This window comes from Ruminococcus sp. OM04-4AA (assembly GCF_003462585.1).
GTDB classification, from domain to species: Bacteria; Bacillota; Clostridia; order Lachnospirales; family Lachnospiraceae; genus Mediterraneibacter; species Mediterraneibacter faecis.
In genome coordinates, this window is the sequence record NZ_QTZH01000019.1 from 43,281 (window position 1) to 52,392 (window position 9,112).

Below are 9,112 nucleotides of genomic sequence, written 5' to 3' on the forward strand. Positions count from 1 at the left end.
TTTCCGTCTCAAGTAAAGTTCTTCTTTCGAGAGCGTAGAAATCAGATAGCGCCGAAAAACTTACTGATAGATAGATGTCGAGGGTTTGATTCAGGTGACTGTTCTGTGTGCTTGGAAAGACTTAAAAAACGAAAGATTACGTTAAAGCAGTGCGAGGCTACTGTCTGAAGCGGCAGCAAGTTTGCCGAGCACTGCTTTGCTCTTAGTAAGCTTTCGTTTTTCTTAGTCTTTCCTGTATACAGAACCCGGAGCCTGCATCAAACCCTCGACATCTGTCTATTCGAATAAACTCTATATGCGATATCTGATTTTGTTCGAACTCGAAAAAGAATCTCTACGATAAATCTTTATTTAAATAGTCTCTCCATTTTTGTATTTCTGAAGTACATTCTGAATACGCTCGTTCGGGCTGAGAATTTCACTCAGGGAACCATCGTGATTCAGAGTATCAATGATCAGAGCAATGTACTTACTCATGTCACAGTTGATATAATATGGTTTTGAAAGAAGGTTTGGTGTCTGATAAATCAGGTTTGTTGTCAGGATACCGTTGATGATACCTTCTTCATAAGCTTTGTCAAATTTTTCCATTCCGTTTGTGAACAGACCAAATGTAGCAGCAGCAAAGATACGGTTTGCTTTACGTCTCTTTAACTCTGTAGCAACTTCAATGATACTGTCTCCGGAAGAAATCATATCATCAATAATAATTACATCTTTGCCCTCTACAGAGCTTCCGAGGAATTCATGAGCAACGATAGGGTTACGTCCGTTTACAATCTGAGTATAATCACGACGTTTGTAGAACATACCCATATCTAAACCAAGAACGTTGGCAAGATATACAGCACGGTTTGTACCACCTTCATCCGGACTGATTGCCATCATATGCTCACTGTCAATCTGCAGGTCCTTTACATTGCGAAGAAGACCTTTAATGAACTGGTAAGTTGGTGAGATTGTCTCAAATCCACTCAGCGGAATTGCATTTGATACACGTGGGTCATGTGCATCAAAAGTAATAATGTTGTCTACACCCATGCGAACAAGCTCCTGAAGCGCAAGCGCGCAGTCAAGAGATTCACGGGAAGTTCTCTTATGCTGACGGCTTTCATAAAGGAATGGCATAATAACGTTAATACGACGTCCCTTACCACCTACAGCAGCAATGATTCTCTTTAAGTTCTGGAAATGGTCATCCGGTGACATATGGTTTGTGTTTCCTGTCAGAGAGTAAGTAACATTATAATTACATACATCAACCATCAGGTAAATATCTTTTCCTCGTACGGATTCTCCAAGGATACCTTTGGCTTCACCAGAACCAAAACGCGGTACACTGGCATTGATCAGATAATTATCTTTCTCATATCCCGAGAAAGCAACGTCATTCTTGTGCTCGTGAGCACTTTCACGACGCCATTTAACAAGGTAATCATTTACCTTATTTCCAAGCTCTTCGCAGCCAAGTAAAGGAATGATTCCAAGGCTTCCTACTGGTATGTTCTCCAAGATACGTTCTGAACGACTTAACATGAGTCATAATCCTCCTAATGTTCTAACTTCTTTTTAATACGTATATCATCACCGACTATTTTCAACAGACTATATCTGCTTGTAATTCTGGAGAAAGAACGCTCAGTATAAAGATCAGCGAGTGACTCCAAAGAAAGGTTTGTTGAAATAATCGTTGATTTCCTATGCAGTAGCCTTTCGTTGATGCAAGTAAAAAACTGTGATGCAATAAAGGCATTTGTGTACTCTGTACCAAGATCATCAATAATAAGCAGATCACAGTCAAAAATGTATTCACACATGTTATGTGCATCAATGTCATTTTTGTCAAATGCATTCTTGGCAAGAGTATTAAAAAGCTGTGGAGCAGAAAAATACAAAACAGAATATTCTCTGTTCATAATCTCTTTTGCGATACAGGTGGAGAGAAAGGTTTTCCCAACACCGACATCTCCATAGAAAAAGAGATTGTTGAACTCTGTCCCAAAGCTGTCGATAAAATGATGGCAGATGCGTAAAGTGTCTTCCATCATGGAACGAGAAGAACGTCCCGTTTTCTTATCGTAATGTGAAACCGGATAATAGTCAAGTCTGAAATTGCTAAAATCTGTTTCTACAGGGAATTTTTTAATATTTGACTGGTCATAAAGCAATCCAATGATTGCTTTTTTGAAACAATGGCATTTTTGATTACCAATATATCCGGTGTCTTTACAATCCGGACAGTCGTAAACCGGCTCCAGATAATCTTCTGGGAAGCCGGCTGATTTGAGCAGATGAATCTTACGATTACGTAATTCTGCAAGATCTTTCTTTAAAGCATCAACTGCACTGGTATCTCCATCAAGTAGTTTCTTTCCATACTGAATAGACAGTGAGGCAATGGAGTCATCAAGTGCTTTGAAGTCAGGGAGCTTTTTATAGACTTCTTCATACCGAGCCACCTGAATGTCATGGCTATGTAATTGTTTTTGCTCATATTTACGCATGATTGCATGGTACTGTGAATTTTTTAATCCCATGAAAAGACTCCTTTTAATTTCTCTTTAAAATAATTGACCTTCTAAATCATTGCTTTTTCGTTAGTTGCTCTTCAGAAGCTGCTCTTCTAGAGAATCCATGTCGTAGGAACGTCTCTCAAAATTATTCAGATTTCTTGTGACATTCTTTGGTTTTGTGACAGGACTTCTATGTAAGGAACGTTCTTTCTGGAATTCATGATCCAAAGCATTGATATCAGTCAGATGATGAATATTGCATTCATACCATTTTGTGAGAATGGAGTCAGCATATTCAAAACTTGGCTGATGTGTGGCAGAGATTGTTCTGCGGCAGGCCTCCTGAATGATGTCAGCGGAAAAGCCATAAGTATCAGCCCATTTATTAATATATTCCAGTTCAGAAGAGGCAGGTCCTCTGTTCTTAATACCGAATGCATTCAAAACCGTGTAGCAGTTACGGCTGTATGCAGCAGCCTGTTCTTTAGCCTGTGATACGGTTTCAACTCCGTTCTCTACCCAGGAAATGGCAACCTTCTGGATGTAATGCATACTCTTATGTCCGTTCTCTACACAGGATTCAATCAGATATTCAATCAGATCAGCAGACATATGCAGTGTATCATAGAAATAAGTAATTGTGTCGACATCCGTATGCGTCAGTGTCTTGCCAAGGTACTGTTCCGTGATGAACAGGAGAGACTTGATCTCCTTCTGGGCACGGAATGTATCAAGAGGAACCGCATTGGAAACCGGAGTCTGGATATTGCTTTCTACCGGTGCAGAAACAGCTTCTGATCGGAACTCTGTTACCGGAGCTACAGGAGTCTGAGCAGGGATTGATCCTGAGGATAGCTTGATGTACAGCCGGAAAAATCAGTTGTATCTCCACAAGTATTCTCTTCCTCATCGCGAAGAAATTCAACGGCAGTGATTCCACCGTCCGGTCCGTGTCCAAGTCTGAGAAGACCGACAGATTCCCAGTAACGGAAAGCGCGAAGAACATCATTCTCTGTATTATTCAGATAATCTGCGATCATGGAGATGCTCAGAGAAGATGCAGCATCCTCAACATGACGGAGAAGAAAAAGGTATACTTTTACAAACTCTCCGTTCGCATTCGCCATATAATGATCTACAAAGCTGTTCGGCAGCATTGTCATATTCATCTGAAAATTATTCTTTAAAACCAAAGTCTTCATAACTTATCCTGCTTTCTCTATGTATTAACCAATTGCCACTTGCTCTGTCTGATGAGGGCAACCTGAAATCTATATCTTCTTCTCTTTAGTGTGAATATTATAACATCATATGAGAATCTTAAAAAGAATTTTCGAGTGGGTAACTAGGACTTTTTTGTAGATAACTATGTGGAGAAAATGTGGATAAAGTGTGGAAAAGTTCACATGCATGTGGATATCTATGTGAACTTTTCCACAGAATAGTTTAGCAAAATTATTGGGAAAGCCTTATTTTAAAAGGTCTTCGCCGATCTTAACAACATCTCCGGCTCCCATTGTAATCAGGAGGTCTCCGGATTTGCAGTTTTCCTTAAGGAAATCTTCTATTTGTTCAAAACTTGGAAGGTAATGTGCATCTGTTCCAAGTTTGCGCGCTTCCTCTGCAAGACCGGCAGAAGAAACTCCCAGAGTATCTGTCTCACGGGCTGCATAGATATCTGCAAGAACCAGATGATCCGTGTGAGAAAGAGCCTCTGCAAATTCATGGAAGAAAGCTTTTGTTCTCGTATAAGTATGTGGCTGGAAGACACACCATACCTGATTGTGTGGGTAGTGCTGTGCAGCCTTCAGAGTAGCGGCAATCTCTGTCGGATGATGTGCATAATCATCGACAACAGTTACACCGTTAAATGTTCCCTTGTATTCGAAACGACGGTCTGTTCCGCTGAAAGAAAGAATTCCTTTTTTAATTGTTTCCATTGGAATCTGAAGCAGTTCAGCAGTAGCAATAGATGCAAGTGCATTTGACACATTATGATCACCTGTTACAGAAAGCTGGATATGGTCAACCGCTTTTCTGTTCTTTATAAGATCAAATGCAACAAGCCCTTTTTCATCATAAGTGATGTTAGCAGCACTGTAGTCAAGCATATCAGAAGAACCATAAGTGATCACATTACAGTCAAGACCTTCATAAATCTCCTGATAATTGTCGATATCACCATTGATGATCAAAGTTCCATCAGAAGGAAGAAGTGCCGCAAACTGATGGAAAGAATGTCTGATGTCTTCAAGATCTTTGAAGAAGTCCAGATGATCTTCCTCAATATTGAGAATGACACTGATCTTCGGATAAAAATGAAGAAAACTGTTTGTATACTCACAGGCTTCTGTGATAAAAGTCTCGGATTTTCCAACGCGGATGTTACCACCGATCGCCTTGAGAATACCACCGACAGAAATTGTAGGATCCAGATCGGCTGCAAGTAAAATATGAGAGATCATGGATGTAGTAGTAGTTTTTCCATGAGTACCGGATACAGCGATCGGTGTCTTGTAATTTTTCATCAGCTGTCCAAGCAGCTCTGCGCGTGTAAGCATTGGAATTTTGCGGGCAACAGCTTCCATAAGCTCCGGATTAGCTTTATTGATCGCAGCAGTGTATACAACACAGTCAATTCCGTCAGAAATGTTCTCGGCACACTGTCCGTAATGGATGATGGCACCTTCAGACTCCAGCTTCTTTGTGAGTGGAGACTCCTTTGAATCTGAACCGGATACAGTAAATCCTTCTTCCAGAAGAATCTCAGCAAGACCGCTCATACTGATTCCGCCAATTCCAATAAAATGAATATGTATCGGCTTTTCAAAATTGATTTTATACATTGAGATACGCCCTTTCTTTAATAGATTTTATAAAATAACTTGTGATTTTAGTCATAAATCTTCTATATCGTTTATATTATACTATATATCGAAAAAAAAGAAAGAAGATCTTTTTGGTAGAAATTGATAAAAAGGAGAAAAAAGTATGAAAAAATTTGTAAAATATGTTTGTTATTTCTAAATATATGGTATAATGATTTTAGCTTACTTGAAATGAGGTGACGTAATGTATAAGAAGGAAATGATTGCCATGCTGCTGGCGGGTGGACAGGGCAGTCGACTTGGAGTACTTACATCAAAAGTTGCAAAACCAGCAGTTGCTTTTGGTGGAAAGTACCGTATTATTGATTTCCCGCTTAGCAACTGTATTAACTCGGGAATCGATACGGTTGGTGTACTGACACAGTATCAGCCGCTTCGCCTGAATACACATATTGGAATTGGAATTCCGTGGGATCTGGACCGCAACGTTGGAGGGGTATCAGTTCTCCCACCATATGAGAAGAGTACAAACAGTGAGTGGTATACAGGAACAGCGAATGCCATTTATCAGAATCTGAATTACATAGAGACTTATAATCCGGACTATGTACTGATTCTTTCAGGAGATCATATTTATAAGATGGATTATGAAGTGATGCTTGATTTCCACAAGGCAAACGATGCTGATGTGACAATTGCAGCGATGCCGGTGCCGATGGAAGAAGCAAGCCGTTTCGGAATTGTAGTGACAGATCAGGACAGCAGGATCAAAGAATTCGAAGAGAAGCCTGAGAAGCCAAGCAGTAATCTGGCATCAATGGGAATCTATATCTTCAGCTGGCCGGTTCTTAAAGAGGCACTTATCAAGCTGAAAGACCAGCCAAACTGTGATTTCGGAAAACACATTATTCCATATTGTCATGAAAAAGGGGACAGGCTGTTTGCGTATGAGTACAACGGATACTGGAAAGATGTTGGAACACTCAGCTCTTATTGGGAAGCGAATATGGAACTGATCGATATCATTCCGGAGTTTAATCTTTATGAAGAATTCTGGAAGATTTATACGAACAGTGCGAATATTCCTCCACAGTATATTGCAGAGAATGCTGTTGTAGACAGATGTATCATTGCAAACGGAACAGAAATTTACGGAGAAGTCCACAGTTCTGTTCTTGGAGGAAGTGTTACTGTAGGAAAAGGCAGCGTAGTCCGTGACTCAATTATTATGCAGGGAGTTACGATCGGAGAAAACTGTGTGATCGAGAAAGCAATCATAGCAGAAGACACGGTGATTGGAAATGATGTTTCTATCGGAATCGGAAGTGAAGTTCCGAATAAGATGAAGCCGAATATTTACAGCGGTGGACTGGCTACAATCGGAGAGAATTCAGTGATTCCGGGAGGAGTACAGATTGGAAAGAATACCGCCATCAGTGGAGTGACATCATCCGAGGATTACATAGATGGAGTACTTGCAAGCGGTGAGACATTGATAAAGGCAGGTGACAGAGCATGAGAGCAGTAGGAATTATTTTAGCCGGCGGTAACAGCAGAAAGATGAAAGAGCTGACTTCAAGACGTGCGGCAGCAGCAATGCCGGTTGCCGGAAGCTATCGCGCAATTGACTTTACATTAAGTAATATGACAAACTCTCATATCCAGAAAGTTGCTGTGCTGACACAGTACAATGCCCGTTCTTTGAATGAGCATCTGAATTCCTCCAAATGGTGGGATTTTGGAAGAAAACAAGGTGGATTATATGTATTCACACCTACGATCACAGATGATAACGGTTACTGGTACAGAGGAACTGCGGATGCGATTTATCAGAATCTGGATTTCCTGAGAAGATGTCATGAACCTTATGTAATCATTACATCAGGTGATGCAGTCTATAAGATGGATTATAATAAAGTGCTGGAATATCATATTGCGAAGAAAGCAGATATCACTGTTGTTTGTAAAGAACTTGGAGCAGGAGAAGATGCGACAAGATTCGGAACCGTTAAGATGAATGAATCTTGCAGAATCGAAGAATTTGAAGAAAAACCGATGATTGCAAGATCACAGACAATCTCTACAGGAATTTATGTGATCCGCAGAAGACTGCTGATCGATCTTGTAGAACAATGTGCGGAAGAAGAGAGACATGATTTCGTAAATGATATCCTGATCCGTTATAAGAATGTAAAGAAGATTTATGGTTATAAGATTGAAAGCTATTGGAATAATATTTCAACAGTAGATGCATATTACAAGACGAATATGGATTTCCTGAAACCGGAAGTGAGAAAATATTTCTTCAAGGATCTGCCAAGTGTATATTCTAAGGTGAGTGATCAGCCACCGGCAAAATATAATCCGGGTGCGATCGTGAAGAACAGTCTGGTTGGAAGCGGAAGTATTATTAATGGAACGATAGAGAACTCAGTTATTTTCAAGAAAGTATTTGTTGGAAATAATTGCGTGATCAAGAACTCTATCATATTGAATGATGTATATCTTGGAGATAATACATACATTGAGAACTGTATTGTAGAGAGCAGGGATACGATCCGTGCGAATACAAGACATGTAGGGGAAGACGGAATTAAAATAGTTATTGAAAAGAATGAAAGATATGCATTATAAGCCAAGATAAGCACAAAAACCCTGAAAAAGGGTGTTTATATTCCGTGATAATGCAAAAGAGAAAGGGGAACTGTAATATGCAGATTACAGATGTACGTGTACGTAAAGTTACGAAAGAGGGAAAGTTAAAAGCAGTAGTATCTATCACAATTGATGAGGAGTTTGTTGTTCATGATATCAAAGTGATCGAAGGTGAAAAGGGGCTTTTCATTGCAATGCCAAGTAAAAAAGCATTAGATGGAGAGTATCGTGATATCGCACATCCGATCAATTCAGGAACAAGAGAACGAATTCAGTCAACAATTCTTACAAGATATCAGCAGGCACTTGAAGAAGAGCCGGAGCCGTTGGTTGTTGACGAGATGTAGGGTATTGTGGTGCTGCTCTTATCTTGGATAAATGACAAGTAAAGGCAGGGCTAATACAATAGATAGGAAACAGGCGAAAGGAAAAGTGCAATGATTGCCCGATCACTGCACTTTTCCTTTTTGTCTTATAAATGAAAAACCATTTTTTCACCGGTTGTCGGATGTGTGAATTCCAGCCGGCAGGCACAAAGCATTAACTGTCGTGAAGTGCATGCGGCAGTGCCATATTTCCGATCCCCGATCAGAGGGTGTCCGGCATGTGCAAACTGCACGCGAATCTGATGATGACGCCCGGTATCCAGATGAATTTCCAGTTGGGAAAAAGGTTCACCAGAAGGAAGTGTACCTGTATGGATTACTCTATAATGAAGTCGTGCATACTTTGCATCAGGCACATTTTCTTCACAGACACGGGAGGTGTTGGTTCGTCCGTCTTTTACAAGATAGTCTTCCAGAGTTCCTTCGTTGTGTTCGAAAATGCCTAAAGCCTGTGCACGGTAATATTTCCCAAAACCAGATGTGGTAAGCTGGCGGGAAAGTTCCTTTGCGGCAGCAGGTGTTTTGCAAAACAAGAAGTCCTTCTACCGGTTGGTCCAGCCGATGGATGACAGCAAGATAAGGTTCGCGTGAAGCGGTTTTTTAGCAGTATTTTTTATCAGATGATTTTTAAAATTACTGACCATATCTTTTGTGCCAATGCGGTTGCTCTGGGTAGGAACTCCAGCAGGTTTATGACAGACGATAATATCCTTGTCCTCATATATTATTT

Annotated in this window: 10 protein-coding genes and 1 pseudogene; 4 read left to right on the top strand and 7 right to left on the bottom strand. The window is 40.3% G+C overall.

Annotation, left to right across the window (positions count from 1 at the left end; translation table 11 throughout):
- Positions 1-351: 351 nt before the first annotated feature.
- From DXB52_RS07620 to DXB52_RS16940, 3 genes are read right to left on the bottom strand one after another with little or no spacing between them, the layout of a single operon-like run.
- Complete coding sequence (locus tag DXB52_RS07620; RefSeq protein ID WP_117541541.1) at positions 352-1,536, bottom strand: ribose-phosphate pyrophosphokinase; 1,185 nt, start codon at positions 1,534-1,536, stop codon at positions 352-354.
- A gap of 14 nt (positions 1,537-1,550) precedes the next feature.
- Complete coding sequence (locus DXB52_RS07625; RefSeq protein ID WP_118106873.1) at positions 1,551-2,537, bottom strand: ATP-binding protein; 987 nt, start codon at positions 2,535-2,537, stop codon at positions 1,551-1,553.
- A 60-nt stretch (positions 2,538-2,597) separates the two neighbouring features.
- Positions 2,598-3,209, bottom strand: a complete 612-nt coding sequence (locus DXB52_RS16940) for a DnaD domain protein (protein WP_472520035.1) — start codon at positions 3,207-3,209, stop codon at positions 2,598-2,600.
- Between DXB52_RS16940 and DXB52_RS16945 the strand changes: the two genes are divergently transcribed.
- The gene (locus tag DXB52_RS16945) at positions 3,126-3,311 is read left to right on the top strand and encodes a hypothetical protein (protein WP_472520032.1); all 186 of its coding nucleotides are present in this window, start codon (positions 3,126-3,128) and stop codon (positions 3,309-3,311) included. The genes DXB52_RS16940 and DXB52_RS16945 overlap by 84 nt on opposite strands.
- Positions 3,312-3,331: 20 nt before the next feature.
- Here DXB52_RS16945 and DXB52_RS16950 read toward each other — a convergent pair whose 3' ends face one another.
- Both DXB52_RS16950 and murC read right to left on the bottom strand, forming a co-directional pair.
- The gene (locus DXB52_RS16950; protein ID WP_472520033.1) at positions 3,332-3,715 is read right to left on the bottom strand and encodes a hypothetical protein; all 384 of its coding nucleotides are present in this window, start codon (positions 3,713-3,715) and stop codon (positions 3,332-3,334) included.
- Between the two features lie 267 nt (positions 3,716-3,982).
- Positions 3,983-5,359, bottom strand: a complete 1,377-nt coding sequence (gene murC / locus DXB52_RS07635; protein WP_118106874.1) for a UDP-N-acetylmuramate--L-alanine ligase — start codon at positions 5,357-5,359, stop codon at positions 3,983-3,985.
- Between the two features lie 226 nt (positions 5,360-5,585).
- Here murC and DXB52_RS07640 point away from each other — a divergent pair, with 226 nt between their 5' ends.
- The 3 genes from DXB52_RS07640 to spoVG all read left to right on the top strand — a co-directional run bounded on the left by DXB52_RS07640 (position 5,586) and on the right by spoVG (position 8,343).
- Positions 5,586-6,860 (top strand): glucose-1-phosphate adenylyltransferase, encoded by a 1,275-nt coding sequence (locus tag DXB52_RS07640; RefSeq protein ID WP_118106875.1) that lies wholly within the window; start codon positions 5,586-5,588, stop codon positions 6,858-6,860.
- Positions 6,857-7,975, top strand: coding sequence for a glucose-1-phosphate adenylyltransferase subunit GlgD (gene glgD / locus DXB52_RS07645; protein ID WP_020437201.1), 1,119 nt, complete (start codon positions 6,857-6,859; stop codon positions 7,973-7,975). Before DXB52_RS07640 ends, glgD begins: the two co-directional genes overlap by 4 nt.
- Before the next feature lie 77 nt (positions 7,976-8,052).
- A complete protein-coding gene (gene spoVG, locus DXB52_RS07650) occupies positions 8,053-8,343 on the top strand; it encodes a septation regulator SpoVG (RefSeq protein WP_118106876.1) in 291 nt (96 codons plus the stop codon).
- A 125-nt stretch (positions 8,344-8,468) separates the two neighbouring features.
- Here the strand turns inward: spoVG and DXB52_RS07655 are convergent, their stop codons facing one another.
- Positions 8,469-8,915 (bottom strand): RluA family pseudouridine synthase, encoded by a 447-nt coding sequence (locus tag DXB52_RS07655; RefSeq protein WP_472520034.1) that lies wholly within the window; start codon positions 8,913-8,915, stop codon positions 8,469-8,471.
- A gap of 9 nt (positions 8,916-8,924) precedes the next feature.
- Positions 8,925-9,112: pseudogene (locus DXB52_RS16955) on the bottom strand (hypothetical protein); the annotation flags it as partial.